The 16269-nt window shown below is 65.6% G+C and carries 13 protein-coding genes; 2 read left to right on the top strand and 11 right to left on the bottom strand.

Going from position 1 to position 16269, the window contains the following annotated elements:
• Positions 1 to 55: 55 nt before the first annotated feature.
• The 7 genes from JQ616_RS23855 to ltnD form a co-directional block, all read right to left on the bottom strand.
• A complete protein-coding gene (locus tag JQ616_RS23855) occupies positions 56 to 1258 on the bottom strand; it encodes an efflux RND transporter periplasmic adaptor subunit (protein WP_212018615.1) in 1203 nt (400 codons plus the stop codon).
• Positions 1245 to 4424: an efflux RND transporter permease subunit gene (locus JQ616_RS23850; protein ID WP_212018614.1), complete on the bottom strand. Its 3180-nt coding sequence runs from the start codon at positions 4422 to 4424 to the stop codon at positions 1245 to 1247. Before JQ616_RS23850 ends, JQ616_RS23855 begins: the two co-directional genes overlap by 14 nt.
• A gap of 388 nt (positions 4425 to 4812) precedes the next feature.
• Positions 4813 to 6519: a methyl-accepting chemotaxis protein gene (locus JQ616_RS23845; RefSeq protein ID WP_212018613.1), complete on the bottom strand. Its 1707-nt coding sequence runs from the start codon at positions 6517 to 6519 to the stop codon at positions 4813 to 4815.
• Positions 6520 to 6716: 197 nt separating this feature from the next.
• Positions 6717 to 8408, bottom strand: coding sequence for a methyl-accepting chemotaxis protein (locus tag JQ616_RS23840; protein ID WP_212018612.1), 1692 nt, complete (start codon positions 8406 to 8408; stop codon positions 6717 to 6719).
• A gap of 175 nt (positions 8409 to 8583) precedes the next feature.
• A complete protein-coding gene (gene otnK, locus JQ616_RS23835; RefSeq protein ID WP_212018611.1) occupies positions 8584 to 9873 on the bottom strand; it encodes a 3-oxo-tetronate kinase in 1290 nt (429 codons plus the stop codon).
• Entirely contained in the window at positions 9870 to 10652 is a 783-nt protein-coding gene (gene otnI, locus JQ616_RS23830; protein WP_212018610.1) for a 2-oxo-tetronate isomerase, read from the bottom strand. The genes otnK and otnI overlap by 4 nt, the downstream gene beginning before the upstream one ends.
• A 12-nt stretch (positions 10653 to 10664) precedes the next feature.
• Complete coding sequence (gene ltnD / locus JQ616_RS23825; protein WP_212018609.1) at positions 10665 to 11576, bottom strand: L-threonate dehydrogenase; 912 nt, start codon at positions 11574 to 11576, stop codon at positions 10665 to 10667.
• Between the two features lie 183 nt (positions 11577 to 11759).
• Between ltnD and JQ616_RS23820 the strand changes: the two genes are divergently transcribed.
• Both JQ616_RS23820 and JQ616_RS23815 read left to right on the top strand, forming a co-directional pair.
• Entirely contained in the window at positions 11760 to 12416 is a 657-nt protein-coding gene (locus JQ616_RS23820; RefSeq protein WP_212018608.1) for an aldolase, read from the top strand.
• Between the two features lie 33 nt (positions 12417 to 12449).
• Positions 12450 to 12737, top strand: a complete 288-nt coding sequence (locus JQ616_RS23815) for a hypothetical protein (protein ID WP_212018607.1) — start codon at positions 12450 to 12452, stop codon at positions 12735 to 12737.
• Between the two features lie 247 nt (positions 12738 to 12984).
• Here the strand turns inward: JQ616_RS23815 and JQ616_RS23810 are convergent, their stop codons facing one another.
• From JQ616_RS23810 to JQ616_RS23795, 4 genes are read right to left on the bottom strand one after another with little or no spacing between them, the layout of a single operon-like run.
• Positions 12985 to 13689 carry an ABC transporter ATP-binding protein gene (locus JQ616_RS23810; protein WP_212018606.1) on the bottom strand — a complete coding sequence of 235 codons (705 nt, stop codon included), beginning with the start codon at positions 13687 to 13689 and terminating at the stop codon, positions 12985 to 12987.
• Positions 13673 to 14404 (bottom strand): ABC transporter ATP-binding protein, encoded by a 732-nt coding sequence (locus JQ616_RS23805; RefSeq protein WP_212018605.1) that lies wholly within the window; start codon positions 14402 to 14404, stop codon positions 13673 to 13675. Before JQ616_RS23805 ends, JQ616_RS23810 begins: the two co-directional genes overlap by 17 nt.
• On the bottom strand, positions 14401 to 15378 hold the full coding sequence (locus JQ616_RS23800; RefSeq protein ID WP_212018604.1) for a branched-chain amino acid ABC transporter permease: 978 nt from the start codon (positions 15376 to 15378) through the stop codon (positions 14401 to 14403). The genes JQ616_RS23805 and JQ616_RS23800 overlap by 4 nt, the downstream gene beginning before the upstream one ends.
• Positions 15378 to 16256: a branched-chain amino acid ABC transporter permease gene (locus JQ616_RS23795; protein ID WP_212018602.1), complete on the bottom strand. Its 879-nt coding sequence runs from the start codon at positions 16254 to 16256 to the stop codon at positions 15378 to 15380. Before JQ616_RS23795 ends, JQ616_RS23800 begins: the two co-directional genes overlap by 1 nt.
• Positions 16257 to 16269 lie beyond the last annotated feature (13 nt).

The following is a 16269-nucleotide window of genomic DNA, read 5'->3' as shown; positions in this document are numbered from 1 at the left end:
AAAATGCCCGGGACAAAGCCCGGGCACCACGACGAAGACGGTGCTGGGCCGTCCCCTACCCCTTCACATCCTGCTTTTCAGACGCCGTCGTCGGCTTGCCCTTGGCGCCGGCACCGGTGACGCGGACATGGTCGCCGTCGGCGAGGCCATCCGGCGGGGCGGTGATGATGCGGTCGTCCGGCGCGAGACCGGTGGCGATCTCGATCTCCTTGCCGAGGTCGCGGCCGATCTTCACGGTCTTGAACAGCACCTTGTCGTCGGGGCTGACGGTCGCGACCCGCAGGCCGCTGCTGTTGAAGATCAGCGCGCTGGCGGGAATGCTGAGCGGCGTGGACTCGCGCTGCAGGTTCAGCTTCACGCTGGCATAGCTGCCCGGCATCAACTCGCCGGAGGAGTTGTCGAGCCCGAGCTGCATCCGCGTGGTCCCGGATGCGACATCGACCGCCTGCGAGGAGGCTTCCACCGTCGCCTGGAAGCTGCGGTTCGGATAATCCGGCAGCGCCAGCGTCGCCTTGGCGCCGATCTTGATCGCCGGGACGTAGTTCTGCGGCACGTTGACATAGACGCGCAGCTTGGTGATGTCGGAGACCGTGAACATCGCCGGCCCCGAATTGCCGCCGGCATTGATCAGCGCGCCGACGTCGGTGTCGCGCGAGGTCACCACGCCGTCGAACGGCGCCGTGATCTTCTTGTAGCCGGCGAGCGCTTCCAGCCGCTCGACATTGGCCTGGCCGGCCTTCACCGCACCGTTCTTGTTGGAGAGGTCGGCGGTGCGCTCGTCGATCTCCTGCGCGGAGACGAAATTCGAGGCCACCAGCGTCTTGCGCCGGGCCAGCGTGGCTTCGGAGAGCTTGGCCGAGGCCTGGGCGCTGGCGAGATCGGCGCGCGCTTGCAGCAATTGCTGGTCGAGGTCGGGCGCCTCGATCTCGGCGATCACCTGGCCGGCCTTGACCTTGGCGCCGATGTCGGCGTCCCAGGTCTTGAGATAGCCGGACACCCGGGCGTAGATCGGCGCGCGGGAATAGGCCTCGAGCCGGCCCGGCAGCTCGATCGTCGGGCTCAGCGCGCGGGCGTTAGGCAGCGCCACCGCGACGGTCGGAACGGCCTGGTCGTCGGTCCATTCCTTCAGCTTGTTGTCCTGCTCCTCACGGGCGCGGATGCCGGTGCCGACGATCAGTCCGGCGCCGACCAGTGCAACCACGCCGAATATGCCCAGTCTCCGGCCGGACACCGGTGGGCGCTGTTCAGTGGGCTGCATGCGGAATCTCCGATGAGGCGGCGGCTTTGGCGCCTTGCTTCTTGTGTACCATACTGAATACCACGGGAACAAACATCAGCGTCGCGGTCGTGGCGAAGATCAGCCCGCCGATCACGGCCCGGCCCAGCGGGGCGTTCTGCTCGCCGCCCTCGCCCAGCCCCAGCGCCATCGGCGCCATGCCGATGATCATGGCGAGCGCGGTCATCAGCACCGGGCGGAACCGGACGAAGCCGGCTTCCAGCGCCGCCGCGACGGGGTCGCCGAGCTCCTCATAGCGCTCGCGGGCGAAACTGATCACCAGCACGCTGTTGGCGGTGGCGACGCCCATGCACATGATGGCGCCGGTCAGCGCCGGAACCGACAGCGTGGTCTGGGTGGTGAACAGCATCCAGACGATGCCGGCCAGCGCTGCGGGCAGCGCCGTGATGATCACGAACGGGTCCGACCAGGACTGGAAGTTCACGACGATCAGGAAGTAGATCAGCACGACAGCACCGAGCAGGCCGAACAGCAGGCCGGTGAAGGCCGAGTTCATGGTCTGCACCTGGCCGAGCAGCACCACCGAGGAGCCCTTCGGCACTTCCTTGGCGGTGTCGGCGATCAGCTGGCGCACGTCGGTCGCGACGCCGCCGAGATCGCGGCCCTGCGTGGTGGCGTAGATCTGCACCAGCGACTGGATGTCGTATTGCGACACCACCGCGCTCGAGGTCGCGCGCTTGATGTCAGCGATGCCGCCGAGGATCGGCGCCTGGGTGTTGCCGGTCGCGGTGATCGGCAGCGTCTGCAGCGCACTCAGCGAGTCGATCTGGTATTGCGGCGTCTGCATCACGATCGAATAGGACACGCCGTTATCGGGATTGAGATAATAGGTCGGCGCGACCTGCGAGGAGCCGGCGAGGTTGACGACCAGCGAGTTGGTGACGTCGCGTTCGGTCAGGCCGACATATTGCGCGCGAGTGCGGTCGACATCGATGTTGAAGGTCGGGTTGTTCGGCGACTGCTGGATCCGTGCATCGGCGATACCGGGGATGCGTTTGATCTTCGCCAGCAGCCTGTTGGCGTAGGCGAAGTTGGCCTCGATATTGGCGCCGCGGATTTGCAGATCGATCGGCGCCGGCGCGCCGAAGTTCAGGATCTGGCTGACGATGTCGGCCGGCAGGAAGGAGAAGCTGGTGCCCGGGAACAGCCGCGGCAACTGCTCACGCAGTGCGCGCACATGCTGCTCGGTCGGCTTGTGACCTTCCTTCAGCTTGATCTGGATGTCGGCATCCTGCGGACCGATCACGCCGGTGTTGTTGTAGGTCAGGTTGATGCTGGAGATCGGCATGCCGATGTTGTCGGTCATGGTCTCGATCTCGCCCGGGATCAGCTTGCGGATCGCCTTCTGGACATCCGCCATCTGGTTGGCGGTTTCCTCGACGCGGGTGCCGACCTGGGTGCGGACATGCATCAGGATGTTGCCGGCATCGACCGCCGGGAAGAAGTTGCGCCCGAGGAACGGCACCAGCAGGAACGATGCCACCACGACCGCAAGGAAGCCGCCGACGAACACCTTGCGGTGGCCGAGCGCCATCGCAAGCAGACCATGATAGCCGCCGCGGATCCGCTCGAACCGCGCCTCGAAGCCGCGCTGGAACCAGACAAAAGGATTGCGCGACTTCGGCGGCGCGCCCTCGTGATGCACATGCGCCTGCAACAGATAGTTCGCCATCGTCGGCACCAGGGTGCGCGACAGGAGGAACGACCAGATCATCGCGAACATGACCGCTTCGGCCATCGGCACGAACAGGAAGCGCGCCACGCCGGTCAGGAAGAACATCGGCACGAACACGATGCAGATACAGAGCAGCGAGACGAAGGCCGGCGTCACGATCTGGTTGGCGCCGTCGAGGATCGACTGCTCGACCGGTTTGCCCTGCTCCAGGTGATAGTTGATATTCTCGATCGTCACCGTGGCGTCGTCGACGAGGATGCCGACCGCGAGCGCAAGGCCGCCGAGCGTCATGATGTTGAGCGTCTCGCCGATCAGGGACAGCATGATGATCGCGCCGAGCACCGACAGCGGGATCGACACCGCGATGATGACGGTCGAGCGCCAGCTGCCGAGGAACAGCAAAATCATGACACTGGTCAGAAGCGCCGCGATCACGCCTTCGAAGGCGACGCCGGTGATCGCGCCGCGGACGAACACCGACTGGTCGCCGACGAAGCCGATCTTGAGCGCGTCCGGTAGCTGGTCCTTGACGTCGATCACCTTCTGCTTGATGCCGGCGATGATATCCAGCGTCGAAACCGCGCCGGCCTTCAGCACCATCATCAGCACCGAGCGGTTGCCGTCGACATGGACGATGTTGGTCTGCGGCGGGTTGCCGTCGCGGACGGTGGCGACGTCGCGCACATAGACCATGGCGCCGTTGACGGTCTTGATCGGCAGGTCGCCGAGCTCCTCGATACGGAGCGGCGAGTTATTCAGGTTGATGGTGTATTCGAAACCGCCGATCTTCTGGGTGCCGACCGGCGTGATCAGGTTCTGCGCAGCAAGCGCGTTGGCGACGTCCTGGCCCGACAGGCCGCGGGCCTGCAGGGCGGTCGAATTGAGGTCGATCTGGATCTGGCGCTGCTTGCCGCCATACGGATAAGGGATCGCGGCGCCGGGCACCGTGACCAGCGGCGTGCGCAGCTGGTTGATGCCGATGTCCGCAAGGTTCTGCTCGGTCAGGCCGTCGCCCGACAGCGCGACCTGGATGATCGGAACCGTCGAGGCGCTGTAGTTCAGGATCAGCGGCGGCGTTGCGCCCGGCGGCAACTGCTTGAGCAGGGTTTGCGAGATCGCGGTGACCTGCGCATTGGCGGTGCGGATGTCGACATTGGGCTGGAAGAAGATCTTGACGATGCCGATGCCGTTATAGGAGTTCGCAACGATGTGCTCGATGTCGTTGACCGTCGTGGTCAGCACACGTTCGAACGGAGTTGTAATACGCCCCGACATCTGGTCGGGAGGCAGACCGGTGTACGACCAGGCCACGCCGATCACAGGGATGCGGATCTCGGGAAAGATGTCGGTCGGCGTGCGCAGCGCCGCCAGCGGTCCGATAATCAACAGCAGGATCGCGAGCACGACGAAAGTATATGGCCGGCTCAGCGCGATACGGACCAGTGCGATCATAAAAGCAGCATTCCCGAAATGAAGCCCGCCCAGGCAGAGGAATCGACATTGCAAAAGCCGTTCCGATAGCGGCCGATTTACCCGATGCCGGGCAAAACGCCAACCTGTGGAGCCGCGGCGGCCTTCACTTCCTTGGCATAGCGCAGTGACGCCGCACGCTTCGATCGACCGTGCCGGGCAGCTTGCCGTCAATCGGCACTCGGATCATCGGCAAAAAGAGACGGCTCTGCTGCCAATGCGAGCAAGGCGAGCACGCCGTTGCGGCCGCCAGTAGGTTAGCGCATCGCAGCTCTGCGAAAATGCAAAGCGTGGTGAGCCGGCCGGTCCACCACGCTGCGACTGGTTGCCAGGAGAACGATCCCGGCCGCCCTGCCCGGTTGGCGCCGGATCAGGCGGCGCGGACGGCGTTGAGGAACTTGCCGACCTCGAGCTTGAGCCGGCTGCTGTCCCCCGACAGCGACTGTGCCGCCGACAGCACCTGGCTCGAGGCCGAGCCGGTTTCGTTGGCGCCGTGCTGCACGTCGGTGATGTTGGCCGAAACCTGCTGAGTGCCCTGTGCCGCCTGCTGCACATTGCGGGAGATTTCCTGGGTCGCCGCGCCCTGCTCCTCGACCGCGGCGGCGATGGTGGACGAGATTTCCGACAGCCGCTCGATGGTCGAGCCGATCGCGCGGATCGCGTTCACGGAATCCTCGGTCGCGGCCTGGATGCCGGCGATCTGCTGGCCGATCTCGCCGGTCGCCTTGGCGGTCTGCTCCGCGAGCGCCTTGACCTCGGATGCCACCACCGCGAAGCCCCGTCCGGCCTCGCCGGCACGCGCCGCCTCGATGGTCGCGTTCAGCGCCAGCAGGTTGGTCTGGCCGGCGATGGTGTTGATGAGCTCGACCACGTCGCCGATCCGGGCGGCCGCCTTCGACAACTCCCCGACCCGGTCGTTGGTCGCACGGGCCTGACCGACCGCATCGCTCGCCATCCGCGCCGACTCCTGCACCTGGCGGCTGATCTCGTTGACCGAAGACGACAGCTCCTCGGTTGCCGACGCCACCGACTGGACGTTGGTGCTCGCTTCCTCCGAGGCACTGGCGACGGTGGTCGCAAGGCTTTGCGAGCGCTCGGCGGTCGAGGTCAGCGTGGTCGCGGACGCTTCGAGCTCGTTCGAGGCGGATGCGACGGTTTCGACGATCTCGCCGACCGCGCGCTCGAAGCCGTCGGCCAGCTGGAGCATGTCGGTGCGGCGCTGCGCGGCGGCGCGCGCTTCCATTTCCTTCTGCTCGTGCTCCATCCGGACCTTGGCAAGGCCGTTGTCCTTGAAGACCAGCGCGGTCTTGGCGACGTCGCCGACCTCATCGCGGCGATCGGTGCCACCCACCGGGGTGTCATACTGGCCATTGGCAAGCTGCTGCAGCAGCTCGACCACGGCGCGGATCGGTTTTGCGACACCATATTGTCCGACCACGAAGCCGAACAGCAGACCGAGCAGGACGCCCGATGCGGCGAGCAGGATCAACAGCTCCGAGGTCGAGGCGTATTCCTGCTCGTTGGCCTTCACATTGTCCCTGACCCGCTGATCCTGGCGGTCCGCGACCGCCCGAACCTTGGCCTGAAGCTCTTCCGCGGCCGCACGGCTTTTCATCGCGACGTCGCGCAGCTTCTCGGCGGACTGGGTCAGATCGGCCGCCCGCGCGCCGTCGACCGCATCAAGCGTCTGCTTCAGCTGCGCCTGGTAGGCGGACTGCGCGGAGCGTACGCCGGACAGCAGCGCGATGGTCTGCGGATCCTGGGTCTTGCTGATCTCGCCAAGGCGCTGGTCGAGCAATTTGAGCTGTTCGTCGATCACGCCTCGTGCCGAGAGCCGGTTCTCGTCGCGCGGATCGAGCGCGCTGCGGAACTCGGCGCGATTGATCGCCAGCACGTTCTGGTTGGCCTGCGACGACAGCAGTGCGCGCTCCGCGGCCCGCGCCGTAACGACGCCGCGGTCGCTGAGTGACTTCAGCGAGGAGATTCCAAGATAGGCGAGCATCCCGGCGATGATCGAGAGACCGCCCACAATCGCCAGTATCTTCGTGAGAATGCGGAATCTCGCCAGGAACATCATCCGGGTGCCTCGTTTGGATTTGGAATGGAGTTCGCGATTCTGTGCGGTCAGGCCGCGTCGCTATGCGGCACAGTACCGCGCGTGAAACTACGGATCGTTAATCGCGCGTTGCGTGGAACTACTGAGCTCAGCATGTGCAAAGAAAAATGCCCAGCCTATCGGCCGGGCATTTTCCGAGGATCGATGCTTCAACTGTGTCAGGCGGCGCGGACGGCCTCGAGGAACTTGCCGACCTCGAGCTTGAGGCGGTTGCTGTCGCCCGACAGCGACTGTGCCGCCGACAGCACCTGGCTGGAAGCCGAGCCGGTTTCGTTGGCGCCGTGCTGCACATCGGTGATGTTGGCCGAGACCTGCTGGGTGCCCTGCGCCGCCTGCTGCACGTTGCGGGAAATCTCCTGCGTTGCCGCGCCCTGCTCTTCGACTGCGGCAGCGATGGTGGACGAGATCTCCGACAGCTTCTCGATGGTCGACGAGATCTCCTTGATGGCACCGACCGACTCCTGGGTCGCGGTCTGGATGCCGGCGATCTGCTGGCCGATCTCGCCGGTCGCCTTGGCGGTCTGCTCGGCCAGCGCTTTCACTTCGGACGCCACCACCGCGAAGCCGCGGCCGGCCTCGCCGGCGCGCGCCGCCTCGATGGTCGCGTTCAGCGCCAGCAGATTGGTCTGGCCGGCAATCGTGTTGATCAGCTCGACCACGTCGCCGATGCGCGCGGCAGCCTTCGACAGCTCGCTGACGCGATCATTGGTGGTGCGCGCCTGGCCGACGGCGTCGCCGGCCATCCGCGCCGATTCCTGCACCTGGCGGCTGATCTCGGTCACCGACGACGACAGCTCTTCGGTCGCCGAGGCGACCGACTGGACGTTGGTCGAGGCTTCCTCGGACGCCGCGGCAACCGAGGTGGTCAGTTCCTGCGAACGCCGGGCGGTCGACGACAGCGTAGAGGCCGAGGCTTCGAGCTGGGTCGAGGCCGACGACACGGTCTGCACGATCTCGCCAATCATCTGCTCGAAATTGCGGGTGATGGCGTCGACGCGGCGGCCGCGCTCGATCTTTGCTTCGGCGTCGACGGCGGCGGCCTCGTCGGCCGCCTTCTTCGCAACCAGAGCTTCCTTGAACACCTGCAGCGTATCGGCCATCGCGCCGATCTCGGTCTTCTCACCCTGGTGCGGCACGTTTGCGGTGAGGTCACCGCGGCCCAGCGCCTGCATCGGGCTCACGATCGAGGCGATGCCGGCGGAGACGTCACGGATCATCAGGAAGCTGACGCCGACGCCGACGATGATGGCGGCGCCAAGGATCATCGCGAGCAGCATGACGGCCGATGCGTAGCTGTTCGACGCAGCCTGCGCCGCCGTGTCGGCACCGGCATTGTTGAGGTCGATGTCCTTGCGCAGGATCTCATCGGACTCGAGGCCGATCTTGTTCACCGTCTTGGCGTTCAGCTCATGCGCTTCGCGCGGCATCTTGCCGACGTCCTTGCGCGACAGCGCCATGACCTCCTCGGTGCCCTTCTTGTAGCGGGTCCAGGCGTCGACCCACTGGTTGTAGAGCGCGCGCTCCTCAGGCGAGGTGATCAGCGGCTCATAGACCGCACGCGCCTTGAGGTTTGCTTCGACCACCGTCGCGAGGGTCTTTTCCTGCGCCAGCTTGTCCTCCAGCGTCTCGGACAGCATGTGCTCGCGGATCACGTTGCGGTAGGTGATGACACCGGCGCGCAAATCGCCCAGCGCCCGCACGCTCGGCAGCCAGCTTGTCGTGACGTCGACGGTGTTGGCATTGATCGACCTCAAGTTCACGACCGCCAGCAGGCCCATGCCGGTCATCGCGACAAGCAGGAACGCAACCACGGCAATGATCTTGGCGCGGATCGAGTATTTGGCGAACATCGTGGGGTCTCTTGATATCGGGCTCGCGAAGCCCAATCGAATGGCTAGGGGCGCGGCGGTGCGCCGCACATATCAAAGCCAGCCCCCCTCCTTAAGTAGGGTTAATTTGTTTCCCCGTTGAACTACTGAGACGCGCTGTCACCGCCGTGACATGATGCGCGATGGCCGCATCATGTCACGGCATCAATGCCAGCGCGTCCGAGAAGAACTCCGGCCCGCCGAAATTGCCTGATTTGAGGGCAAGCACCATCGCGCCGGTCTTGGTGCCGACTGCGCGCAGAACCGGCACGCCTGCGGCGATTTCCGCGCCGACCAGAAATCCCGGGATACCGAGGCGGTCGACCACGGCGCCTGAAGTTTCACCACCGGCGACCACCAGCCTGTGCACCCCCGACTGCACCAGCCCCTCCGCGATGTCGGCCATCGCCTGCTCGATGGCATGTCCGGCTGCATCGCGGCCATGACGCGATTGCAGAGCTGCCACCTCATCCGGGCTAGAGCTGCTCGCGATCAGGATCGGCCCTGACCCAAGCCGATCTTTGGCCCAGGCGAGCGCGCGCTGCGCCTCATCCCTGCCGGCAACCACCCGCTCGGGATCGAGGTGCAGGACCGGCATCACCTTCTCGGCGTTGGTGATCTGGCGCAGGGTCGCCTGCGAGCAACTGCCGGCGAGGCAGGCCGCCGGGCCGCCGATTGCCGCCGCGGGCTGCGCATCCGCTGCATTCGATCTGGCCTTGCCGGCAGCGACCAGCGCCCGCGCCAATCCGAGCCCGATCCCGGAGGCACCGACCGAGAGACGATGATCCAGCGCCACCTGCCCGATGGTCTCGAGGTCACGGTCGAACACCGCGTCGACGACCGCGGCGCCGATGCCGCCCTGCGCGAGCTCGGCCAGCTTACCGCGCACCGCCTCCGCACCGCGGCTCAGCGTCGCGAGATCGACCAGGCCGACCCTGGTCTTGCTCTGGCGCGCCAGCACGCGCACCAGATTGGAATCGTGCATCGGGTTGAGCGGGTGGTCCTTCAGCGGGCTCTCGTTCAGCGGCACGGAGCCAACGAACAGATTGCCCTGGTAGACGGTGCGGCCGGTTTCCGGGAACGCCGGCGTCACCAGCACGATGCTGTCCTTGGAATCGGCACGCAGCGCGTCCATCACCGGACCGATATTGCCGGCATCGGTGGAATCGAAGGTCGAGCAGATCTTGAACAGGATGTGAGAGGCGCCCCGGCCGCGCAGCCAGGTTTCCGCCGCGCGCGAACGCGTCACGGCCAGGCCGGCCTCGATCGAGCGGCTCTTCAGCGACACCACGACGGCATCGACCTCGGGCAGCGCGAGATCGTCTGCGGGCACCCCGATGGTCTGCACCGTGCGCAGGCCGGCGCGGGTCAGCGTGTTGGCGAGGTCGGAGGCGCCGGTATAGTCGTCGGCGATGCAGCCAAGCGAGAGTTTTCCGGCTGAGGTCACGGCTTCACTCCGGCATAGGGCTTGAACCAGGCGAGACCATCAGTGGTCCTGGCCCGCGGATTGTATTCGCAGCCGACGAAGCCGCCATAGCCGAGCCGGTCGAGCTCGCCGAACAGGAACGGATAGTTCAGCTCCTCGCCATCCGGCTCGTTGCGCGAGGGGATCGAGGCGATCTGGATGTGGCCAATGATCGGCATCATCTCGCGCAACCGCATCGTGACGTCGCCATGGATGATCTGGCAGTGATAGATATCGAACTGCAGCTTGAGGTTCGCAATCCCGAGCTCGTTGATCAGGTCGCGCGCGAAGATGAAGTCGTTGAGGAAGTAGCCGGGCACGTTGCGCGGATTGATCGGCTCGATCACGACGTCGAGGCCGTGCGGCGCGAAGAACTCCGCGGCACGCGCCACCGATTTGCGAAATGCCGCGACCGCTTTGGGATCGCTGCGGTCGGCGATCCCCGCCATCAGATGCACCCGCTTGACGCCGGTCGCCTGCGCATAGGGCAGCGCGGTCTTCAGGCTCTGCTGCAAGTCGGCGAAGCGATCCGGCAGCGCGGCAAAGCCCTTCTCACCGGCATTCCAGTCACCCGGCGGCAGGTTGAAGAGCGCCTGCGTTAGTCCGTTGGCCTTCAGGCGCTTGCCGATCTCCTCGGCCGGATGGTCGTAGGGAAACAGGAACTCCACTGAGGTGAAGCCCGCTTTCGCCGCCGCGTCGAAGCGGTCGAGGAACGGCACCTCGTTGAACATCATGGTGAGGTTGGCGGCAAAGCGGGGCATTGCAAGATCCTCTTATTTGGCGCCGGGAAGCTTGGTGCCGGTGACCTGGGCATACATCCGCGCCACCGAGGCGTCGTCGTCGCGGCCCATGCCGGCCGCCGCGGTCATCAGGAACATCTGCAACGCCGCGGCCGAGACCGGCACCGGGAAGCGCGCATTGCGCGCCATGTCCTGGATGATGCCGAGGTCTTTCACGAATATCTCCACCGCGCTGCGCGGCGCATAGTCGCCGTCGAGCACATGCGGCATGCGGTTCTCGAACATCCAGGAATTGCCGGCCGAGGCCGTGATCACCTCATAGACCTTGCGGATGTCGAGGCCCTGCTTGGCGGCAAACGCGATCGCCTCCGAGGCGGCCGCGATGTGCACGCCGGCCAGCAGCTGGTTGATCATCTTGAACGCAGCGCCCTGCCCGGCGGCGTCGCCGAGCTCGTAGAGCTTTGCCGCCATCGCATCCAGCGCCGGGCGCGCCTTTGCGAACGCCGCCGCGCTGCCAGACGCCAGGATCGTCAGCTCGCCCTGTGCCGCGCGCTGCGCGCCGCCGGAGATCGGGGCATCGAGATAGTGCCGGCCGGTCGCCTCGAGCTGCTTTGCGAGCCGCCGCGCGATATCGGGGTCCATGGTCGCCGAGGAAATAAAGACCGCGTCCTTGGCCAGCGTCTCGGCGGCGCCGTCCTTGCCGAACAGGATGGCTTCGGTCTGCGCCGCATTGACCACGACGCTGACGACGATGTCGGCATCCTTGGCCGCTTCAGCCGGCGTTTTCGCGCCCTTGCCGCCATCAGCCACGAAACGCGCGACGGCATCGGCCGAGACGTCGCAGCCGGTCACGACGAAGCCGGCGCGCTTGAGCGAGGTCGCCATGCCGTATCCCATCGAGCCCAGCCCGATGACGGCGACGTGTGGTGTTGCGGAACTGGACATGCGGCGATCCCCAAACATTTTTACTTGTTTGAGCATTTTCGGAAAACCGGCTGGCAATTCGCCGATCATGCTCGTTGCTGCTTGCCTATCACGGCTTGGCCGCGCTGCCAAAGCATGAGACAAAGCGGAAAACGGATAGCGCCAAGGCAAAATAAGTGGGCGAAATCAGGTGGGCGAAACCGGATGAGCGAAACAAAGCTTCGTGAGGACATCTGCCGTTTCGGCCGCTCGCTGTTCGAGCGCGGGCTGACGCCGGGCTCCTCAGGCAATATCAGTGTCCGGCTCGACGACGGCGGCTGGCTGGTGACGCCGACCAACGCCTCGCTCGGCTTCCTCGATCCGGCGAAAATGTCGCGGCTCGACGGCAATGGCCGCCTCCTCTCCGGTGACGCCCCGACCAAGGAAGTGCCACTGCACACCGCGCTCTACCAGACGCGCACGAGCGCAGGCGCCGTGGTGCACCTGCACTCGACCCATTCGGTCGCGCTGTCGATGCTGCCCGAGATCGACCCGCGCGCCGCGCTGCCGCCGATGACGGCCTATTACGTGATGAAGTGCGGCCAGACCGCCCTGGTGCCGTACTATCGCCCCGGCGATCCCGCCGTCGCCGATGCGATCAAAGGGCTCGCCGGCAAATATTCATCGGTGCTGCTCGCCAATCACGGCCCTGTGGTCTCCGGCGACACGCTGGAAGCCGCGGTGTTCGCGACCGAGGAGCTGGAGGAGACCGCAAAACTCTATCTGCTGCTGCGCGGGCTGAACCCGCGCTATCTCTCGCCCGAACAAGTGGCGGATCTGACCAGAACGTTCGGGCTCGTGCTGCCGGATCACCCTCACTAGATCAAGCGGAGGATGGATATGCGGAAGACAGTCATGATGAGGTTCACGAACTTGGCGCTCGCCATTCTGTTCGCCGGTCACCTCGCGGGATCGACCGCACGGGCCGAGCAGAGCTTGCAGGACCTGCTGGCGGTGCAACTGCGCGCGCAGGGCTATGCCTGCGACAAGCCGCTCAAGGCCGAGCGGGATGACAAGCTCTCGAAGCCCGACAACGAGGCCTGGACGCTGACCTGCAGCAACGCGACCTACCGCGTCACCCGCGTGCCCGACCTCGCCGCCAAGGTCGAGAAGGTCGAAGAGAGCAAGGAACAGAGCAAGTAGGCTGCGTGGGTTGCATTCGTAGCCCGCATGAGCGCAGCGATATGCAGGACAACCGTCCCCGGATGCCGCTGCGCTCATCCGGGCTACAAGCTGGTTGCCGCTGGCCCGCACACCGACGTCGTCCTGAGGTGCGCGCCCCTTCGGCGCGCCTCGAAGGATGGCCGCGGGAGTACGTGGCTCATCCTTCGAGGCTCGCTTCGCTCGCACCTCAGGATGACAGCTGTATCCGCGGAGACAACGCGTACCGCTACAGCCCCAGATACGCCTTGCGCACGTCCGGATTGCCGCTGATCTCGGCGGCGGTGCCCTGCATCAGCACACGGCCGGTTTGCAGGATGTAGGCGCGGTCGGCGATCTCGAGGCACTCGGCCATCCGCTGCTCGACGATCAGGACCGTCATGCCGGCGTCGCGGATGCGTTTGACGGCCTGGAAGATCTCGTCGACGAGCTTCGGCATGATGCCCTGCGACGGCTCGTCGAGCATCAACAGGCGCGGCCGCGTCATCAGCGCGCGGCCGATCGCAAGCATCTGCTGCTCGCCGCCGGACAAGGTCTCGGCGCGCTGCTCGAGCCGCTCGCCAAGTCGCGGGAACAGATTGAACACCAGATCGAGCGGCGCATCGCGGTCGGATTGCCGGCGATAGAGGTAACTGCCGAGCCGCAGATTGTCGCGCACCGAGAGCCGCGGAAATAGCCGGCGGTTTTCCGGCACGAAGGCGATGCCGCCCGCGGTGATGACGTGCTGCGGCTGGCCGTCGATCCGCTTGCCGTCGAAGGTGACGCTGCCCGCGCGCGGCCGTTCGGCGCCGGCGATCGATTTCAGCAGCGTCGACTTGCCGGCGCCGTTGGCGCCGGCGACGCAAACGATCTCGCCCTTGGTGACGTCGATCGACACCGAGGAGATCGCGACCAGGCCCTGATAGGCGGTGGTGACTTCACGCACCGACAGCATGACGATCCCCGAGATAGGCAGAAATGACTTCCGGATTGCGGACGACCTCGGTCGGCTTGCCCTCGACCAGCACCTTGCCGAGATTGAGCACGATGGCGCGGTCGACCAGCGGCATCACGATTTCCATCACATGCTCGACCATCAGCACGGTGACGCCGGTGGCGCGGACCTTGCGCACCAGCTCGACACCGGTCTGGGCCTCGACCGGCGTCAGACCGGTGAGCACCTCGTCGAGCAGCAGCAGCTTGGGCTCCGTCGCCAGCGCACGCGCGACCTCGAGCCGGCGCTTCTCCGATGGCACAAGGTCGGCGGCGAGCTTGTCGGCACGCGCGGCTAGGCCGCAGAACTCCAGCACCTCGTAAGCCTTCTGCCGCGCGATGCGCATCTTGGTGTTGCGGATCAACGCGCCGACGATGACATTGTCGATCACGGTCATGGTCTCGAAACTCTTGACCACCTGGAAGGTGCGCCCGACGCCGCGCTGGCAGCGTTCCGCCGCCGGCAGCCGGGTGACGTCCTCGCCGTCGAACATGATCGAGCCCTGGGTCGGCGGCAGCACGCCCGCGATCAGGTTGAACAGCGTCGACTTGCCGGCGCCGTTCGGACCGATCAGGCCGACGATCTCGCCGCGCCCGACCGAGATCGAGACATCGCTGTTGGCGACGAGGCCGCCGAAGCGCTGCCAGACGCCCCTGGTTTCCAGCAGCGGGCTCATCGTGCGGCTCCCCTGCGCCAGGAGAACACACTGACGAGACCTTTCGGCAGCGCCAGCGAGATCGCAACGATCAGCGCGCCATAGACGATCAGATCGACGCCGCGCCCCGAACCGCCGACATAGGAGCGGGTCAGTTCGGTCAGCGGGATCAGGATGACGGCGCCGAGCGCCGGGCCCCACAGCGTACCGATGCCGCCGAGCACCGCGGGCAGCGCCATCAGCAGCGAGAACTGGAAGCCCATCACGCTTTCGGGATCGATGTAGGACACGAACTGGGCGTAGAAGCTGCCGCCGATCGCGACCAGGAAGGCGGAGACCGCCGCGGCGCCCATCTTGGAATTGAACACCACCACGCCGAGGCTTTCGGCAGCGTCGGGATTGTCCTTCACCGCGCGCCACCAATAGCCCCATTTGGAATCTTCCAGCCACCAGGTGACGAGCCAGGCGATGCAGGCGAGCGTCAGCGCGAAATAGAGGTAGGGCAGTTTCGAACGGGCGAACTGGAATTTGAGCCAGCTGTCGCCGCGCATCGGGATATCGATGCCGAGGGCTGCACCGGCCCAGTCCCAGTTCTGGAACAGCAGCAGCGCGATCTCGGCGATCACGATGGTCGCGATCACGAAATAATGCCCGCGCAAGCGGAAGCAGAGATAGCCGAGCGCCATCGCGATCACGGCGGAGATCGCCCCGCCCGCCAGCATGCCGAACCACGGCAGCACGCCGAACTTGGTGAACAGGAGCGCGGTGGTGTAGGCGCCGAGCCCGAAATAGAGCGCATGGCCGAGCGAGATCTGTCCGCAATAGCCGGACAAGATGTTCCAGCTCTGCGACAGCGCCGCATACATCAGGGTCAAGACCATGATGTTCTGGACGTAGACGTCCTTGACGAACAGCGGCGCCAGCGCGGCGATCACCGCAAGGCAAAGCGCTACGATCAGGTCACGCCTGCGGCGTTGGGCGAACTGGGTGTCCATCACATCGATCCGAACAGGCCACGCGGGCGGATGAAGACGACCAGGAGATAGACGGCATAAATGCCGACCGATTTCAGCGACGGCGGCAGGATCAGCGCGGTGGTCGCTTCGACCAGGCCGACCAGGATGCCGGCGGCAAAGGCACCGAACACGCTGCCGAAGCCGCCGAGCGCCACGGTGACGTAGGCGATCAGGGCAAAGGACGCGCCGACATCGGGATAGACGTAGAAGAAGATCGCCATGATGGCACCGGCGAGGCCGACCAGCGCAGCACCGAGGCCCCAGCCGAGCGCGAACACCCGGTTCTTGTCGATGCCGACCAGGGCGACCGCGCCGGCGTCCTCGCGCGTCGCCTCCAGCGCACGCCCGAAATCGGTGCGATTGATGAAGAAATACAGCGCGACGAACGCCACGATCGCGACAAGGGCGCCGATCAGCTGCGGCTCCGGCAGGTAGATGCCGGCGATCGAGATCGTCTTGCCGCCGACCCAGGAGTTGGTGACGCTGCGATAGTCGGGCGTGAAGAAGAACTGGGCGAGGCCCCGCATCACGATCGCAAGGCCGAAGGTCGAGAAGATCTGCACCATGCCGGCATTGGCCTTGGCACGCATCGCGAAGCGGACGATCAACAGATAGACCACCGCGCCGAACACGAACAATGCGGCGGCGACCAACGGCGCCGCGAGCAAGGGATCGATCGCGAAGAACGCGAACAGGAAGAAGGTCGCGTACATCGCGATCATCAGGAACTCGCCGTGCGCGAAATTCACGACGTCCATCAATCCGAAGATCAATGCGAGGCCTGCGGCGATCAGTCCGTAGAGCAGCCCCATCAAAAGGCCGCTCGCCAGACTCTGGATGATGGTATCGGCTGTCACAGCGTGTTGCCCC

Source organism: Bradyrhizobium tropiciagri (assembly GCF_018130545.1).
In the GTDB taxonomy this organism is placed as follows: domain Bacteria; phylum Pseudomonadota; class Alphaproteobacteria; order Rhizobiales; family Xanthobacteraceae; genus Bradyrhizobium; species Bradyrhizobium tropiciagri_A.
The sequence above is the reverse complement of the archived record's forward strand: the minus strand, read 5'-3'. Positions and strand labels throughout refer to the sequence as shown.